The 16,708-nt window shown below is 73.5% G+C and carries 14 protein-coding genes; 9 read left to right on the top strand and 5 right to left on the bottom strand.

What is annotated here, in order from left to right:
• Positions 1–12 precede the first annotated feature (12 nt).
• Positions 13–2,895: an FtsX-like permease family protein gene (locus ACQPY0_RS28500; RefSeq protein ID WP_432994579.1), complete on the top strand. Its 2,883-nt coding sequence runs from the start codon at positions 13–15 to the stop codon at positions 2,893–2,895.
• Positions 2,892–5,714 carry a hypothetical protein gene (locus ACQPY0_RS28505; RefSeq protein ID WP_432994581.1) on the top strand — a complete coding sequence of 941 codons (2,823 nt, stop codon included), beginning with the start codon at positions 2,892–2,894 and terminating at the stop codon, positions 5,712–5,714. The genes ACQPY0_RS28500 and ACQPY0_RS28505 overlap by 4 nt, the downstream gene beginning before the upstream one ends.
• Position 5,715: 1 nt before the next feature.
• Here ACQPY0_RS28505 and ACQPY0_RS28510 read toward each other — a convergent pair whose 3' ends face one another.
• The gene (locus ACQPY0_RS28510) at positions 5,716–6,471 is read right to left on the bottom strand and encodes a sulfite exporter TauE/SafE family protein (RefSeq protein ID WP_432994583.1); all 756 of its coding nucleotides are present in this window, start codon (positions 6,469–6,471) and stop codon (positions 5,716–5,718) included.
• A gap of 62 nt (positions 6,472–6,533) precedes the next feature.
• Here ACQPY0_RS28510 and ACQPY0_RS28515 point away from each other — a divergent pair, with 62 nt between their 5' ends.
• Together ACQPY0_RS28515 and ACQPY0_RS28520 are read left to right on the top strand one after the other, a co-directional pair.
• Positions 6,534–7,118 (top strand): hypothetical protein, encoded by a 585-nt coding sequence (locus tag ACQPY0_RS28515; protein WP_432994585.1) that lies wholly within the window; start codon positions 6,534–6,536, stop codon positions 7,116–7,118.
• Between the two features lie 48 nt (positions 7,119–7,166).
• Complete coding sequence (locus ACQPY0_RS28520; protein WP_432994587.1) at positions 7,167–7,850, top strand: maleylpyruvate isomerase N-terminal domain-containing protein; 684 nt, start codon at positions 7,167–7,169, stop codon at positions 7,848–7,850.
• 137 nt (positions 7,851–7,987) lie between these two features.
• Here the strand turns inward: ACQPY0_RS28520 and ACQPY0_RS28525 are convergent, their stop codons facing one another.
• Together ACQPY0_RS28525 and ACQPY0_RS28530 are read right to left on the bottom strand one after the other, a co-directional pair.
• The gene (locus ACQPY0_RS28525; RefSeq protein WP_432995419.1) at positions 7,988–8,716 is read right to left on the bottom strand and encodes a DUF4240 domain-containing protein; all 729 of its coding nucleotides are present in this window, start codon (positions 8,714–8,716) and stop codon (positions 7,988–7,990) included.
• 38 nt (positions 8,717–8,754) lie between these two features.
• A complete protein-coding gene (locus ACQPY0_RS28530) occupies positions 8,755–9,216 on the bottom strand; it encodes a VOC family protein (RefSeq protein ID WP_432994588.1) in 462 nt (153 codons plus the stop codon).
• Between the two features lie 84 nt (positions 9,217–9,300).
• Here ACQPY0_RS28530 and ACQPY0_RS28535 point away from each other — a divergent pair, with 84 nt between their 5' ends.
• Positions 9,301–10,104 carry a TetR/AcrR family transcriptional regulator gene (locus ACQPY0_RS28535; protein WP_432994590.1) on the top strand — a complete coding sequence of 268 codons (804 nt, stop codon included), beginning with the start codon at positions 9,301–9,303 and terminating at the stop codon, positions 10,102–10,104.
• Here the strand turns inward: ACQPY0_RS28535 and ACQPY0_RS28540 are convergent.
• Positions 10,051–11,592, bottom strand: a complete 1,542-nt coding sequence (locus ACQPY0_RS28540; RefSeq protein WP_432994592.1) for a penicillin-binding transpeptidase domain-containing protein — start codon at positions 11,590–11,592, stop codon at positions 10,051–10,053. The genes ACQPY0_RS28535 and ACQPY0_RS28540 overlap by 54 nt on opposite strands.
• A gap of 94 nt (positions 11,593–11,686) precedes the next feature.
• Positions 11,687–12,544 carry a galactosyltransferase-related protein gene (locus ACQPY0_RS28545; protein WP_432994594.1) on the bottom strand — a complete coding sequence of 286 codons (858 nt, stop codon included), beginning with the start codon at positions 12,542–12,544 and terminating at the stop codon, positions 11,687–11,689.
• Positions 12,545–12,688: 144 nt separating this feature from the next.
• On the opposite strand from ACQPY0_RS28545, the gene ACQPY0_RS28550 reads away from it, so the two are divergent.
• Genes ACQPY0_RS28550 through ACQPY0_RS28565 form a run of 4 tightly spaced genes read left to right on the top strand, consistent with a single transcriptional unit; the run spans position 12,689 to position 16,707 of the window.
• Positions 12,689–13,477 (top strand): nucleotidyltransferase family protein, encoded by a 789-nt coding sequence (locus ACQPY0_RS28550; RefSeq protein ID WP_432994596.1) that lies wholly within the window; start codon positions 12,689–12,691, stop codon positions 13,475–13,477.
• Positions 13,474–14,589 (top strand): glycosyltransferase, encoded by a 1,116-nt coding sequence (locus ACQPY0_RS28555; protein ID WP_432994598.1) that lies wholly within the window; start codon positions 13,474–13,476, stop codon positions 14,587–14,589. The genes ACQPY0_RS28550 and ACQPY0_RS28555 overlap by 4 nt, the downstream gene beginning before the upstream one ends.
• Positions 14,590–14,592: 3 nt before the next feature.
• Positions 14,593–16,338, top strand: a complete 1,746-nt coding sequence (locus ACQPY0_RS28560; RefSeq protein ID WP_432994600.1) for a B12-binding domain-containing radical SAM protein — start codon at positions 14,593–14,595, stop codon at positions 16,336–16,338.
• A 21-nt stretch (positions 16,339–16,359) separates the two neighbouring features.
• Positions 16,360–16,707, top strand: a complete 348-nt coding sequence (locus tag ACQPY0_RS28565; RefSeq protein WP_432994602.1) for an Os1348 family NHLP clan protein — start codon at positions 16,360–16,362, stop codon at positions 16,705–16,707.
• Position 16,708: the final 1 nt, after the last annotated feature.

The following is a 16,708-nucleotide window of genomic DNA, read 5'->3' on the forward strand; positions in this document are numbered from 1 at the left end:
TAAGGTCGCGGCGTGCTGGCCGTCGTCTGGAGTGCTATCCGCACGCGCCGGGGTCCCGCCGTTGTGATGGCGATCCTGGTCGCGGTCACCGCCGGCGGGCTCGGCGCGGCCGGCTGGGTCGCCACCCGGGAGGCGGCGAGCGCGACCGCCGCGCTCATCGCCGCCGCTGCGCCGGCTCAGCGGACCGTCGGCGTGCGCGGCGGCATCGTCCTCGGCGCGGACCCGGCCGAGGCCCTGAACCGCTTCCGCGCGACGACCGAGTCGGCCGCCGGGCTTGCGGTGGAGTCGGCCGTGGCCGGGGTACGACTCCCGGGCGCCATGGCCATCGGCGACGGCCCCCGGACCGTGGCCGAACTGCGCTATCGCGACGACGCGTGCGCGAACCTCGTCCTCACCGGCGCCTGCCCGGCCGGGGTCGGCGAGGTCGCGCTTCCGGCGGCCCTGGCGCGGCGGCTCGCAGCGGGCGTGGGCACACACCTGCTGCACCACAACGGTCTCGGCCAGGAGCCCCTCGCGCTGACCGTCGTCGCCACGTTCGAGCCGCGGGAACCGCTCGGCTGGTGGTGGAGCGGGCAGCAGGGCGACGCCGCCTTCACCACGCTGGAGACCGTCGCGGCGGCCGGGGTGCCGGCCTCCGCGACCTGCGACCTGCTGCTGCCGGCGGCCTGGTTCGGCCACGGCGACGACGGGGCCGTGGCCGCCGCCGTCGATCGGCTCAAGCGCGGCTCGCTCGAGGTGACCTCCGACGCCGACGCGCTGAGCCGGGCCGTGGCGAACGAGCGGTACGCGGTGACGCACGGCATCACGGTCGCCGCCGTCCAGCTCGTCGCGATCGGCTGGATCGCGATCGGAGTCGCCGCCTGGTACGCGGCCGAGGACCGGCGCGCCGACGCCGCCCGGATCGCGCTGCGCGGGGCCCGGCGCCGGTGGGTGATCGTCGTCACCTCCGGCCAGAGCGCGCTGCCCGCCCTCGTCGGCACCGTCGCCGCGGGCGGCGGGCTCGCGCTCGTGCTGCGCGGCGCCGACAGCGGACCCGGTCCGGTGCCCTCCGCGGCCATCGTGAGCCTCGTCGCCCTCGCACTCATCGTCGCCGCCGACTGGCGGCTGACCCGCGCACCGGTCCAGCGGCTGCTGCGCTCCGCGCCGCCGCGCCGGGCCGCGCTCGCCGCCGCCGCGCTCGACCTGACCGTCATCGCCCTCGCGGTCGCGGCCGGCTACCAGTCCGCGGTCACCGGCGAGGCGCCCGTGGACGGGTACGGCCTGGAGCTGCTCACCCCGGTCCTGTTCGCGACGGCCGGCGCCGTGCTGCTGACCCGGCTGCTGCTCCCGCCGGCCGTCGCCGCGGGGCGGGCTGCCCTGGCCCGGGGCCGGCTCACCGGCGGGCTCGCCGCGCTGTCGCTGGCCCGGCGCACGTCGGCGTATCGAATCGTGCCGGTGCTCGCGGCGGCCGCCTGCGTGTGCGGGGTCGCCGCGCAGGACTGGGCGCGGGCCGACGCCGCCCGCCTGCACCGGGCCCAGGCCGAGATCGGCGCCGACCGGGTGCTGACCGTTGCGCCGGTACCACGGGGACGCCTGCTGTCCGCCGTCCGCGCCGCCGACCCGCAGGGCCGCCACGCCATGGCCGTCGTCGTCTCGGGCGCGTCCGGCCCCGGCCCGCGACTGCTCACCGTCGACTCGCCCCGGCTGCGCGCGGTCGCCGCCGTCGACCCGGGTGCGGTGATCGCCCGGCTGCACCCGCCCGCACCGGCTCCGATCGCGGTGCACGGGACGGCGCTGACGCTGCGGGCCGCTGGCGACGGGACGGTAGCGCTGGGCATGACGCTGGCCGTGTCCGGCACCGGCGAGACGGTGCACGCGCAGTTCGGGGCGATCGGCGGCGACGGGGTGTACCGCGCGGAGGCACCGGCCTGCGAGGACGGCTGCCGGCTCGTCGCGCTCGACCTGCGCGGCGACCCGGGCGCGGCCCTCGACCTCATGGATCTGCGCGCCGACGGCCGGGTCGCGGTCGACGGGCCCGCGTTCGCCGATCCGGCCCGGTGGCGTACCGCCGCCGGTGACACGGCCACGGGCGTGCAGCGGCTGCGCGGCGAGGGCCGGATGCGGCTGGCCACCATCGCACCCGCCGGCGGCAAGGCTGCCGACCGCCGGGTCTACGCCGTCGACGCCCCGCTGCCCCTGCCGGTGCTCGCCACCGGCGGCGCCGTGCGCGAGCCGGACCAGTACGGCACCGCCGAGCTGCAGCTGGCGGGCGTGCCGGTGCCGATCCGGCCGGCGACCGCGGAGGGGCTGCCGGCCCGCTCCGGCGGGGTGATCCTGGCCGACCTCGAGTACGCCGAACGGCTCACCGCGGGCCTCGCCGAGCCGGCCCGCCCCGGCGACGTCGACCAGGTGTGGCTCGCCCGGGGTGCGCCGCCCGGCCTCGTCGAACGCCTCACCGCGGCCGGGCTCACGGTCATCGGCGGCGACTCCGTCGCGGCCGCCCGGGACCGCCAGGCCCACCTCGGTCCCGCCGCCGCGCTGCGCTTGAACCTGCTCGCCGCGGTGCTGGCACTGCTGCTGGCGAGCGCCGCGCTGAGCGTCGTGGCGGCGGTGCAGGGGCGCGAGCGGCGGGCCGAGGTCGAGGCGCTGCGCCGGCAGGGCGTGCCGGCGCGGGTGGTGCGGGCCGCGGGCCGGTGGTCCGCCCTCGCGCCCGTGCTCCTCGCCCTCGCGATCGGGCTCGCCGCCGCGACGGCGGCCCGGTGGCTGCTGCGCTCGCCGGTCCGCCCGTTCGCGGACCGGTGGGTCGTGGACGAGCCGCCGGTGTCCGTATCCGCACTGCTGGCCGCCGTCGCCGTCGCCGCCCTCTGCTTCGGCCTGACGGCGCTGGCCTCCGGCCGGATCGGGGGACGGCGATGATCGCGCTCACACTCGCGATGCTGCGGGCCCGGTGGCGGCAGGCCGTCGCGCTGTTCCTGCTCGCCGCCCTGGCCTCGGCCGGGGTCGCCCTCGCGCCGGTGTACCTGGCCCGGGCCGACGAGGGCGTCGTCGCCGACGAGGTGGCCGGCGCCCGCCCCGAGGAGCGCACGATGCTCGTCGCCGCCACGGTGGAGTCGAACAACGCCGGGGCGATGGACGGCCGATTCGAGCGCGACGGTGCCCGGCTGCTCGACGCGCCCGGCTACACGAGGGTCTTCTCGGCGTCGTTCGTGGCCCAGCCGGCCGATCAGCCCGCGGTGTTCCTGGACGGGACCCGGCAGGTGACGTACCGCCACGACGTCTGCGAGCACGTGACCGTCCTGGCCGGGCGGTGCCTGATGAGCCTGGGCGACGCCGTGCTCACCGAGGAGACCGCGCGCCGCATCGGCGTCCGGCTCGGCGATCCGCTGTCGCTGACCGCGTCGTCCTACACGTCGGCCACGAACCAGTTCATCCCGGCCGGGCCGCCCGGCTTCCTGACGGTCGTCGGCATCGTCCGGCCGGTCGCCTCGCCGTACTGGGGCCGCGGCGCCGCGGCCTCCGACGAGTCGTCCAACGACCTGATCTATGTGGACCGGCGCACCCTCGACGGGTTCTCGCGCCGCTCGGAGCTGCAGATCTTCGACGCGTACCCGCAGCCCGGCGCCATCCGCGTCGCCACCCTGCCCCGGCTGCGGGCCTGGCTGGCCCAGGCCGACACCACCGGCGGCGACGGGCAGGCCTCGATCGGCCTTGGCCCGCTGCTCGACCGCATCGACGCGGCGCGCGCGGCGGCCCGCGAGCCGGTGCCGTTCGCGGCAGTACCCGTGGCAGTGCTCGCCTGCGCGGTGCTGGTCTTCGCCGTCGCGACCGGCGCCCGCGCGAGCCGGTTCGAGCACGGCATCGTGGCACTGCGGGGCACCCGGCGAGGCGCCCGCTGGTGGCTGGCGGCCGCCGAGCCCGCCCTTCCCGTCCTCGCCGGCGGCCTGACCGGCAGCCTGGTCGCCGCCGCCGGGGCGCCGGCGGCGCTGGAGTACGGGACCGCGCTCGCCGCCGCCGTGGTGCTCGCCGGCACGGTCGCGGCCGTCCGGTCGATCTCGGCACCGCTGGGCGACCTGCTGCGGCGCGTGGACCGGCGGGCCGCCCGGTGGCGCTCGGCGACCTTCGACGTCCTGGTGGTGCTGCTCGCGGTCGTGGCCGTGGTGCACTTCCACACCTCGGGCGACAGCGTGTACGGCGTGGCGCCCCTCGCCCCGGCGCTGCTGATCCTGGCCGTGGCCCTGCTCGCCGCGCGGGCCATGCCCGTCGTCGCGGCCCGCGCCGGCGCGGCCGCCCTGTATCGGGGCCGCCCGATGACCGCGCTCGCCGCCCTGCGCCTGGCCCGCCAGCCGTCCGGCCGCCGCCTGCTGACGGTGCTCGTGGTCGCGGTGGCGCTGCTGGGCTTCGCGACCACCGGCGTCGCCGTCGCCGCCGCGACCCAGGACGCGCGGGCGGACACCGCCGTCGGCGCGAGCCGGGTGCTCAGCCTCGCGCCGGTGACGCGCCAGCGCCTGCTCACGATCACCCGGAGCGCGGATCCGGACGCCCGCTACGCGATGGCGGTCGTGCCGTTCAAGGACCTCCTGGCCGTGGACGCGACCCGGTTGTCCACGGTGGCGGTGTGGCATCCGTCGTACGCCGCCGAGACGCTGCCCGACCTGGCCCGCGCCCTCCACCCGATCCCGGCCGCGCCGCCCGCCGCCGTGCGCGGCGACACCGTCGCGTTCGACATCACCGGCTCCCGCCTCGACGGCCTGACCCCGGACCTCGTCGCGCGCCTGGCCCCGCTGGACGGCGCGCCGGGCTTCGAGGTGCGCCTCGGCGAGCTCCAGCCCGGCCGCCACACCTACTCCGCGGCCGCCGCCTGCACCGCGGGCTGCCGCCTAGCCGGCCTGCAGGTCGCCCTGCCCGGCACCGCCGGCCCGACGGTCACCCTGACCCTGCACGCTCCGCCGACCCGCGACTGGCGCACACCCCCGGACGCGACCGTCATCGCGGCCCCCGACGGCGTCACGTTCACCCTGCGGGCCGCCGCCCGGCGCGACGCGGGCCTGCTGCGCCCGGCCGGCGTCCCCGACCGTGTCCCGGTGGTGTCGACCGCCCCGCCGCCGCCCGACGGCCTCCTGGACACCTTCGACGCCGCCCCGGTGCCGGTCACGGCGGTGGCCACCGCACACACCCTGCCCCGCCTGGGCGCCCACGGCACCCTGATCGACCTCGAGTACGCCGACCGTCTCGCCGGCGACTCGGGCCTCGTCGAAACCGCCGAGGTGTGGCTGGCGCCCGATGCGCCGCAGTCCATCGCGGACGAGCTGACCGCCGCGGGCCTGACCGTCATCGGCGAGCGCACCCTGGCCGGCGAACGCGCGCGGCTGGGCCGGTCCGGCGGCGCCCTGGGGATGCGGTTCTCGCTGCTGGCGGGCATCGCCGCGGTCGTGCTGGGAGCGACCGGCCTGCTGGTGACCTCGCTCGGCGCGAGCCGGGCCGACCTGGTCGCCCTGCGCCGCCAGGGCGTTGCGGCGCGGGTGACCCGGCGTGTGGAGCCGGTCGCGGCGCTGGCGCTCGTGGCCGCGGCCCTCGCTACCGGTACGGTCGCGGCGGCGGTGGCGTGGTTCGCGATCGGCCGGTACCTGCCGGCCGTCGATCCCGAAGCCGTGCCGCCGCTCGCACCCGTGCTGCTCGCCCTGGGCGCAGCGGCGGCCGTGCTCGGCGCGAGCGCGTTGGTGCGACCGCGGTCGTAGCTCAGGTGGCGAACAGGACGATGGCGACGGCGGCGGCGAAGACCACGATCACCCGGCGCAGGGCCTCCGAGGGCAGGCGGCGCGCGATGCGGGCGCCGGCGTAGCCGCCGGCGATCGTGGCCGGGGCGAGGACGGCCACGACCGCCCAATTGACCGGGCCGAAGACGCTGTACAGCAGCACGGTGGTCACACCGACGACGGCGGAGAAGACGTTCTTCAGGGCGCTGACGCGCCGCAGCGGCTCGTCGAGCACCAGGGCCAGGAAGGCGATCAGCAGCACGCCCATCGCGGCGTTGAAGTAGCCGCCGTACAGCCCGCAGAAGAAGACCGACAGCTGCAGCAGCACCGCGGCCTTGCGCGGGGAGTTGTCCCGGGGATGGCCGGCCAGGTCCCGCAGCCTGTTCTGGAACGCCATCATCGCGGCCGCGCCCAGCAGCAGGAACGGCACCACCACGTCGAACACCGAGCGCGGCGTGAACAGCAGCAGCGCGCTGCCGCACAGTGTGCCCGCGACGATCGTCGGCAGGATCGTACGGATCCGGCGCCCCTGCCCGGCGAGGTCGGGCCGGCTGCCGACGGCGCCGGCGGCGTAACCCGGCGCGACGGAGAGGGCGTTGCTGACGTTGGCGGCCACGCCCGGCAGCCCGAGCCCGACGAGCAACGGAAACGTGATCAGCGACCCGCCGCCGGCGATCGCGTTGACGCCCCCGGCGACCAGGCCGCCGCCGAGCAGAACCAGGGCCTCGCCGATGTGCATCGCCCGACTGTCCCCGACGCCCCGCCCGGAAGCAACCCGGGTCCGTACTACGCTCGCCCGTCATGAACGACATCAAACCGATCGCGGACCGTGAGGGTCACGTGGGCGGCATCGAATCCATGATGGTCGACGGGCGCAGGTGGTTCTTCGGGTTCGACTACAGCATGGACACGGCGGTCTCGCCGCTGATCGACGACCGGGCGCGGATGGCGGAGTTCGCGAGCCGGTACATGCTGCAGACCGACGGGCCACACGACGTCGCCTATTGGCGGGACCTGGTCGACTCGGCGGTCGGGACGTCCGGCATCGTGGCTGAGGACGAGGATCGCACCTACGACAGCGAAACCCTGGCGGCGCAACGGCTGACGCCCAGCACGCAACTCATGTACCTGATGGGCGCGGCGACGGCGTGGGACGACTCGTTCCTCGAGGACGAGGCCGTCCAGGCCACGCTCGCCACGATCGGCGTGCGGGAGCGCGACCGCGACGACTGGGACTGCCTCGATCAGTGCATCGCGGCCACCCGCTCGGCCAACGCCGAGGTGAGCACGGCCGCCACGCACCTCATGACGCGGTACCAGCGATTCATCTTCGACAATCTGCCGGCGAACTGGCCCGAGGTCTTCGCCGCCCTGCGACCGAGCTGACTATATGGTGGGCGCGCCAAACATCGAGGCGGCGAGCACTTGATCGGCGTGACGTTGCCCCGTGCGCTGGACGCGTTTCGCCTCGAAGCCCAGGAGCTCTCTCGGACGATAGCGGGTCTGTCCGAGGACGAGTGGGAGCTTCCGACGAGGTGCGAGCCCTGGTCGGTCCGGGAGTTGCTGGGGCATGTGCGGGTGGTGATTGCCTGGCTGCCGGGCATGCTGGCCGCCGCCGAGCCGGGCCGGGCCGAGGTGTCCGCGACCCAGTACTACCAGCCGGACGACCGTTTCGCCCCGCGGACCAACGCGGCCCGGATCGGCTTGGCGCAGGAATACGCGGCCGGGCAGGTCAGCGGGGCCGCGCTCGCTGAGGATTTCACCGCGACGTGGCAGCTGGTGGATCGGCTGTGCCGCGCCGAGCGCGAGGACCGGGTTGTGCGAACTCGTCACGGGGACGCGATGCTCTTGTCGCAGTTCCTGGTCACCCGGGTGGTCGAGATCGCCGTCCACGGCCTCGACGTGACGGACGCGCTGGGTCGTGTGCCCTGGCTGACCCGGCCGGCCGGAGATGTCGTGCTGGAGTTGCTGCTCGGCCCGGGCTGGATGAACGCGGCCCACGAGCTGGGCTGGGACCGGCCGGGATTGCTGCGTAGGGTCACCGGCCGGCAGCCGCTCGAATCCGCAGACGTCGCGCGGCTTGAACGGCTCGGCATCCGGTGGCTCACGCTGGGCTGAGCGTGAGCCCGCAGCCGGCGAGCGTGGATCACTCCCGCCGCCGACCCCCAACAGCCGGCCCCACCTGGAACCAAATTCGGCGAACCATCGTCAGCGCCGCACGTTGTAGCGCTCGGCCGCGCCATGCGCGCTGCTGATCACGTGTAGTGCTGTCGTCGGGCCGTGAGGCGGGGGAACTGCGTGGACATCGCGGCGGTTGTGAGGTTCATGGACGGTCCGGTCGGATCGCCGAGCAGCTCCACGATATCCTCCCCGTCCGGTACGTCCTTGCCGCTGAGTTCCTCGTAGACGTCGTCGGGAATCTCGGCAAAGGTCTCGCCGTGACAGAACGGATCGTGGTCGTCCTCGTCGGGGATGTCGGCGATGGTGTCCGGATTGTCGATCGCCTGGGTGAAGACCGCGTGTCCGCGGCTGATCAGCCAGCTGCGGAAGTCTGTGAAACCGTCGTCCCCGAGGTCGGGTTCGCTGCCGGGGTGGCTATACAGCAGGGCGGCGGCGAGCCACATCTGCCGGGTGTACGCACGGCGATGAGCGGCGACGAACTGGCGGCGGAAGCTCAACACCTCGTCGGCGGGCAGCGCCACGAGTGCCCCTCGGAGCAGCTCGATCTGACGCTCTGAGCCGGCAACCGTCCCATCCACGATCCGCCAGAACCATCTCTCGTCCATTTCGGCACGATAGCGAGGCGTTGGCCGGGGGAAGGCCCCTTCCGATGACCTGCCTGAAAATGAACGAGGCGGACGAGCTGTTGAATCGTCCGTCACACGGCGTAGCCGGACGACGGGGATGCTCCGTGATGTTCCCTTGGTGCCGCCGGACTCCTCGTAGGTTTTCGCCTGCTTGGCCACCCATCTGACGGGGCTCATCCGCACCGCTTCGTCGGATCCGTCCGACACGTGGTGGGTCACTTCGCGCCGAACCAGTTTTCCTGTACGGCCGCGAAGCCGTCGGCGGGTTGGCCATCCGCGATCGGCTGGGAGAACTCCCAGACGTACCCGAAGGGATCAACGCATTCGAACACGCGGTCACCCCACGCCTCGTCCATCGGTTCGGTGGTGATGGTGCATCCAGACGTGCGGCAGTACGCGTAGCTGGCGTCAAGGTCATCCACCCCCAAGCCGATGGCCACACCGAGACCCCGTGGCCCCGCCTGGGTCCGGCGCTCCCGTTCGCTGTCGGGAAACGGCATGCCCACCAGGGCGTCGACGATGAGGTGCACGCCCCCGCGGTCGAGGATCGTCATCACCGGCCGGCCTTCGGCGTCGGGAACGGATCCCACCTCGTCGAAGCCGAACCCCCGATAGAAGCTCGCGGCCGCCTCGACGTCGGCAACCCGCAGACCTACCCGGAATGCTGCGGCGACCATGTCGCGCTCCCCTCGTGTCATCAGTTTGGGTATGTCGTACGCAAACTACTTTGGGTACGCTATACGCAAACAAGGGAGATGTCCATGGCCGATGCCCCCTCGAACCGGAGGAACCCCGTGCGGACCTTCGAGCTGCTGTGGAACCTCCGCGAACACTCCGGTCTGGGCCGCCGGGCCGGCCTCAGCGTCGAGCAGATCACGGCAGCCGCGATCGAGGTCGCCGACGCCGACGGCATGGACGGACTATCGATGCGAAGCGTCGCGGACCGGCTCGGTGTCGGAACCATGTCGCTGTATCGGCACGTGTCCGGCAAGGAGGAGCTGCTCGACCTGATGATCGACCGAGTCAGTGCCGAGGTTCGCTACGGCGAGGAGTGCCACGGCGACTGGCGTTCGCGTCTGGAGCAGGTCGCCCGGTTCAACCGCGCGATGTTCGAGCGGCACCCCTGGCTCCTGAGGATCTTTCCCGGGCGGCCACCTCAAGGGCCGGGCGTGATCGGGAAATACGACGCCGAACTGCGAACCATCGAGGGGATCGGGCTGACCGACGTCGAGATGGACTCCATCCTCGCCCTCGTCCTGGGCTATGTCCGAGACGCGACCGCGAACCTCCTGGCATGGACAACGATGCCCGAGCGGACCGGGCAGAGCGACGACGAATGGTGGGCCACCCTCGCGCCCCTGCTGGACCGGGTGCTCGATCGGGAGCGCTACCACGTCGCCGTGCGGGTCGGAACCTCCGCGACCGAACACTACAAGGGCGTCCACGACCCAGAGCACGCGTTCGAGTTCGGCCTCCAACGCGTGCTCGACGGCATCGAATCATTCGTGCTGTCAGGCGGCGAAGGCGAGTTCCCTCGGCGGGGCGGTGAAGTCGCGGGTCGGTAGCGGGGCCAGGCCGTCGTGCTCGACCCCGGCGACCACCTGGATCGCGCCCTCCGGCACGCCGGAGTCGATCTGGACCCCGCCGCCGTTCACCCCCGGCGCGGTCGCGATCATGCCCCCGGTGACCAGTTGTGGCCCGGCGACCACCACGGAGAAGGTGCGGCGGTCGCCGGTCTGGCCGGACTGGCCGGACACCGGGCGGCCCACGGTGTCGCGCACGGTCGTGGCCGGAACCGTGCCGGCGCCGCAGCGGTCGCCGAACGCGGAGCGGTCGCCCAGCGGGCAGCGGCCCGCGTCGATGGCGGCGCGGGCCACCTCAGGGCGGAGCACCGGCTCGCAGCGCGGCCCGACGCCGGGAGCCGGCCGGCCGGCGGCGTCGAGGACCCGGGCGACGGGGAGCGGGTCGCAGCGGGTGCCGTCGGCGGCCAGGGTGGCGTACGCGTTGGCCAGGTCCAGGGCGGTGGTCGACGAGACGCCGAGGGTGAACGCGCCCCACGACCTGCTGTTCGGCGGCTCGCTCAGCTGCCGGTCCACCGGGCTGCGGAAGGTGATGCCCAGGCGCTGAGCCATGGCGACCGCCTTGTCCGCGCCGATCCGCTCCTCGAGCGCCACGAAGTACGTCACCACCGCATGGCCGAACGCGTCCCACATGGTGCGGCGCCCCGACAGGTACGCCGAGTCGCCGGCGTTGGCGGGGCACCAGTGCCCGCCGTGGCAGGCCACCGGGCTCTGCGGGTCGATCATGTAATTCGACTCGTACACCCGCGTGGTGTCGATCGTGTGGTCCAGCGTCAGGCCGCCCTCCAACGCCGCGGCCAGCGTGAACATCATGAAGGGCGCACCGGCCGCGTCGCCGGGCGTGTTCGCGTCGCCGGCGACGAGCGGGTCCACCAGGTCCGGACCGGCGTATGGCCAGACCGGCCGGTCGGAGGCGGCCGGGCTCGGCGACGGCGGGCGGCGGAAGTTGCGGTTCACGGCCATCGTCCTGATCAGGCCGGTGCCGGGTTCGATCGCGGCCAGCGTGAACACCTCCGGGGCGCTGACCGGGCGGACCTGGTCGACCCGCTGCTTCGCGCCGGCCTGCAGCCGTGGGTCGAGCGAACCGCCGATGCGGTATCCACCATGCCGCAGACGATCGAGCCGCTGCGCCTCGTCGGCGCCGAAGGCGGCCTGCGCCTGCCACCAGGTGACCACGTGGTCGCAGAAGTATCCCCAGTCGTTGACCGGCACCCGCAGGCAGCTCTCGCGGGGGTCATCGGAGTCGAACCGCGCGATCAGCGTCGTGTCGTCGGCCGCATACAACTCCGAGGCGCGCGGCTGCGGCGACGCCGACGCTTCGGGCAGGGCCGCGTCCCGGGAGCGCCAGAGCACGACACCCGCCACGGCGGCGACCACCAGGACGACCGCCGCCGCCAGCGCCGAACGCCGGCCACCCAGCCGGGGTCCACGCGCCGACCCGATGCTCGATTCGCTCCCTGATTCGCCGACCATTGCCGCCCCCGCCGCTCGGTCACCGTGAGGAGTTCGAGCATACCGATCAATCCCGCCGGCCGCTGACCCGAATGGGGGACCTCCCGAACGAGGGTCAGGACGCCAGGCGGAGGTCCTCGGCGATCATGGCGGCTCCGCCGGCGGCGAGGCGTTCGTGCAGGATGGCCTGGTTGGCCTTGAGGCCGTTGTTCTCCGACGTGCGGGGGTGCTCCAGGTGCAGGCAGGTCAGGGTCTTGGCGACGCGCCAGGCGCGTAGCACCTCGCCCCGCGACTCGAGCTTGGCGATCAGGTCGTCGTCCTCGCAGCCCCAGCCGAGGTACCGCGCGCAGTAACCGCCCGCCGCGTCGAACACCCCGCGGGGCAGCAGGAAGCCGCCCCAGTGGAACGGGAACGCCTGCCACGCCGAGCCGTCCGCGTTGCGCCATCCGTGGCCCGGCGGCGGGGTGACGACCGCGATCTCCGGATTGAGCCAGCGGAACTGCTCCGGGCCCGTCCGGGTGAGGCCGTTGGGGCCGAGGGTGACGTGGCAGAAGCGGCCCCGGGGCGGCGGGGGCAGCGGGCCGGCGGCGGAATCCAGCAGCGCCGCGGGGTTGACGAGGCGGTACATCCACGGCTGGATCAGCACCCGGCCGGCGCTGACGGCCACGGCCCGCGAGAGGTAGTCGGGCCCCAGCGGCGCGATGTCCGCGTCGCCCAGGTACAGCAGCGGGGCCCGCGACGCGGCGACGGCCACGTTGCGCAGGATGCCGGGAGACGTCGTGCCGGGCGGGGCCGCCACCAGCCGGACCGGGCCCGGCGGCAGCGGCGGCACCACGGTGCCGGGGGCGATGCCGACCACGATCTCGCACGGGAGGTCCTGGCCGAACCAGGCGCGGCAGACCGCCGGGAGGTCGGCGACCGCGCCGTGGTCGCCGAACAGGGGCAGGATCACCGACACCGCTGGCTCGGGCATGCCCGCGATCCTAGGCAGCCATCGACGCTCGTGGAAGGTGGCGCAGCAGCGGCGAAGCGTGACCACAACAAGGCCGCAGCCTGAGCGCAGCAACGCATTTCTATATTGCGGTTCAGGTTGCGAACCACCGTGATGGGGTGCCCAATGGCCGGACGGCTTGGAATCGTGCCCGCGGCCGGACTCGGGTCGCGGTTGTCGCCCTACCGGGCGCCCAAGGAGCTCATCCAGGTCGGGTATCGCGCCGTCGACGGGCGGATGCTGCCCAAGGCGGCCGTCGAGCACGTGCTGACCGCGATGCGCGGCGGCGGCGTGCGCAGCGCGTTCCTCGTGCTGTCGCCGGCCAAGTGGGAGGTCTTCCGCTACCTCGGCTCCGGCTCGCAGCTCGACATGGAGCTGGCCTACCTGTGCCAGGAGACCATGCTGGGCATGCCGCACGCGCTGGATCTGGCGGCGCCGTTCATGACCGACCGTACCGTGTGCATGGGCATGCCGGACACGATCCTGGCGCCCGAGGACTGCTTCGCCCGGCTGTTCGACTTCCACGAGGCCACCGGCGCCGAGCTGAGCCTCGGGGTGTTTCCCACGGCCACCGCGCAGGCGCTGGCGCCGGTCGTCATCGAGCCGGGCTCGCACCGGGTGCTCGCGGTGGTGGACAAGCCGGCCAAGCCGCCGGTCGCCAACACCTGGGGCATCGCGGTGTGGTCGCCGGTCTTCACCGAGCTGATGCGCGCGTACGTGGCCGACAGACTGCGTGCCGGCCGCGGCGAGCTGCTGCTCAGCGACGTGTTCGTGGCCGCGATGACCGCGGGGCTGCGGGTGCGGGCGCTGTCGTTCGACGAGGGGGAGTACCACGACATCGGCACCCCGGAGGGCGTCATGCGCACCCGCGCCCGGCTGGAGACCGGCGCCGAGCTGACCCCGCAGCCGACATGAGCCGCGTCCTGCTCGTGCCGTTCCCGCCGGCCGGGCACGCCGAGCCGATGGCGGTGCTCGGCGACCGGCTGCGCGTCGACGGCCACGAGGTCACCGTGTTCGCCGAGTCACCGCAGACGCGCTGGGGGCTGGGCCGGCCGGTGCCGCCGCAGCTCTACGCGAGCGGTGACAGCAACACGCTGTACCGTCATCTGTTCCTCGGCGACGTGGCCGGGATGGCCCGCGACGTGGCCGACCTGGCCGCGGCCTGCGGGGCCGAGCTGATCGTCGCCGACGTGATGATGCCGGGCGGGGCGCTGGCCGCCGAGCTCAGGAACCTTCCGTTCGTGTCGCTGTCCTGCTGCCCGGTGCCGACGCTTTCGGCCTACCGCACCTTCATCGCCGCTCATACCGTCGCCGCCTTCGACCCGGCGAGCACCCGCACGGCGCTGGGGCTGCCGGCCGGCGGGCGCAACCTGCTGGGGCTCACCTCGGCGACGCTGCATCTGATCCCCACGACGGACGCCGTGGCCGGCCACCCCGAGCTGCCGGCGGAGGTCGCGCTCGTCGGACCGCTCGTCGCCGAGCCCGGGCCGCGGCGGGAGCCGGACGGGCCGCCGGTGGTGGTGGTCGCGGCGAGCACGCACACGCTGGAGTCGCTGGGCGCCCGCAGCTTCGTGCAGGAGCGCTACCTGGCCGCGGCCGTCGCGGCGCTCGGCGGGCTCGACGTCACCGGGCTGGTGACCCGGCAACCGCAGGGCACGCCGCCGGCCAACGTGCGGTTCCTGGGGGCGGCACCGCACGACGCCCTGTTCGACGCCGCCGCCGCGGTGGTCACCCACGGGGGCTGGGGCACCGTGTCCAAGGCGCTCGTGCGCGGCCTGCCGATGGTGCTGGTGCCCCTCTCCGGCGACCAGCCCTACATCGCCGGGCGCTGCGCCGACCTCGGGCTCGGCCTGGCCCTCGACGCGGAGACGGTGACCGCGGCCGGGCTGCGCGACGCCGTGCGCGCGGTCGTCGAGGAGCCCCGGTTCCGCAAGGCCGCCGCCGAACTCGCCGCCGAGCTGCGGGCCGCAGCACCGGCGGCCACCGCAAGCGCACTCGTCACCTCGATGCCGGCCTCGGAAGGTTGAGCCATGCTCGCTGCCCGCCCCACCCGCGTACTTTTCCTGGTCGCCCCCGGCGAGCAGCCCATGTTCACCCGGATGAACCTGCCGCCGTTCGGCACCGGCATCGTCACGGCGAGCCTGCGCGCGCACGGCTACGACGTGGACCTGCACGACCTGAACTCCGACCTGTGGCGGATGTACCAGGCCGGCGAGTTCACCAAGGCCGACCTGCGCCCGTTCTTCGAGGAGCGCACGGTCGTCGACTATGTCAACGGCGGGCCGAACGAGTTCCTCGACGGGTTCGTGAGCCGGCTGCTTTCCGGCAAGGACATCGAGTCCGCCGACGTGGTCGGCATCTCGGCCGGCGGCGACTTCTCGTTCCTGGAGATCATGTCGGCGGCGGTGGTGGGCGGGCACATCAAGCACCGCTACGGTAAGCCGGTCGTGCTCGGCGGCAACAACCTCGACTACCTCATGCAGTTCCACGACGCGTTCGCCAGCTGGTGGGACGCGTGCATCACGCACTTCCACGCCGCGGTCACCGGGCCCGGCGAGGACGTCTTCCTCGATCTCATCGCCGCGCTCGGCGGCGGCTCCGGGCGGCAGCTGCTGCCGATGGCGCGGCCCGGGGTGGCCCGGATGTTCGGCGACACGGTGGTGCGGGCGCCGGACGCGGCCCACCGGATCCTGGCGCCGGACTTCGACGGGCTGCGCCTGGCGGACTACAACAACTACGTGCGGCACCGGCCCGAGGCGAGCCCGCGCAAGCAGCAGGCCGACGAGATGTGGAACCGGATGCAGCTGTACCAGTTCCCGGCGTACCTGTCCTGGCTGGCCAACGACGCCAACGCGGCCCAGGACGGCAACGGGGTGCGCGGCCGGCTGGTGATGCCGTACGTGTTCAACTACAACTGCCCGTACTCGTGCGCGTTCTGCACCGAGAGCCTGGAGCGGGTCAAGCTCGTCCACGCCACCGTCGACGACATCATCGCCGACATGGAGGGGCTGTCGAAGAAGTACGACACCCCCTACTTCTTCCTGTTCAACAACTACTTCAACCTCGTCAACGGGTTCGTCGAGGAGTTCGCGAGCCGGGTGGTGCTGCACGGGGTGGAGCTGAACTGGTCGGACTGCGCCCGGTTCAACGGCCTGACCTACGAGCGGCTGGCGCTGCTGGCCGACTCCGGCTGCCGCAAGCTCACCTTCGGCCTGGAGACCGCGAGCACCAAGATGCTCAAGATCATCGACAAGCGGGTGAAGCTGGCCGAGGCCGAGCGCGTGCTGCGCTGGTGCAAGGAGATCGGGATCTGGGCCGACCTGGAGATCATCACCGGGCTGCCGCACGAGGACGAGGAGACCTTCGCCGAGACGACCGACTTCCTGGAGCGCAACGCCGAGTACATCAACTACTTCAACGTCAACCGCTACTTCGTGGCGCCCAAGTCGCAGATGGGCGCCCGGCCCGAGGCCTACGGCATGCGGCTGCGCAAGTTCCCCGACGCGTTCCAGCGGCTGCTGGACGCCAACTACCGCTGGCTCGCCGACGACCTCGAGTTCTCCTACAAGCCGCAGAACTTCCGGGTGTACGAGTTCGACGAGATCGACGGGCGCAGTGCCGAGGAGCTCGCCGGCGTGATCGTGCCGAAGATCGCCAAGCTCAACGAGATCCAGAGCACCGACTTCAGCGACGCCTGGCGCCTGCTGAGCCTGCGCCAGGACCGACCCGGCCGGGCCCCCGCCCGGCTCAGCAACGAGACCATGGCCGTGGCCTGACCGCGGGGAAGAGGAGCAGCAATGACCACCGCAGAGATCCCGAGCGCGGCCGAGGCCGGCGAGCCCGCCGCCGCCGACCCCGCGGCCGCGGCCCAGAGCCAGGTCAAGGAGGTCCTGGAGCGCGCCGTCGCCGACCCCGGGTTCGCCCGGCAGCTGCTGGACGACCCGGACACCGCGCTGGAGGGTTACGACCTGACCGAGGTGCAGCTGTTGCTGCTGCGCAGCCTCGACGAGGAGGACCTGGCCAAGCTCACCCCGGAGAACCTCGAGGAGTTCTTCGCCGTCGACTCGGCCGTGTACACGCCCGAGGACGCGGCGATGGTCCAGCAGGGCTACGAGATCTACGACGAGGAAGACCTCGACGACTAGG

This window comes from Dactylosporangium sp. CA-233914 (genome assembly GCF_050942935.1).
GTDB lineage: Bacteria > Actinomycetota > Actinomycetes > Mycobacteriales > Micromonosporaceae > Dactylosporangium.